General features: G+C 68.5%; 1 pseudogene. It reads right to left on the reverse strand.

The annotated features are described in order from the left end of the window. Positions 1–349 (reverse strand): annotated as a pseudogene (locus BN358_RS26095) (hypothetical protein); the annotation flags it as partial.

The raw sequence follows: 349 nt of genomic DNA on the forward strand, positions 1-349 counted from the left end.
CAGGTATTCCGGAAGCCTGCGCGTGACGGCATCGTTCACCCGCCGGGTGCGCTCGCCAATCACCAAGGCCCCGTCTCCAACCTCCCCGACGGAGACCACTGGCACGCCGTCGTCGGCGTACTCGCTGGCGGCGAGTGTCGTGCCGAACGGCCCGGTCTTCAACGTCGCGCCTCGGCCAAGGAGGTCAACCACAGTGGTCGTCACCACAGCCTCGCCAACTGCTCCCGGACCACGGCGTCGAGCCGGGCGGACTCGTCCAGGGCGGCCACTAACCCCGCTAGTTAGGAGCTTGACCTTCTCGTCCAGATCGACGCCGTCGTCCTCGACGGCAGCGGTGCCGACGTAGCGG

This window comes from Sedimentibacter sp. B4 (assembly GCF_000309315.1).
GTDB lineage: Bacteria > Bacillota > Clostridia > Tissierellales > Sedimentibacteraceae > Sedimentibacter > Sedimentibacter saalensis.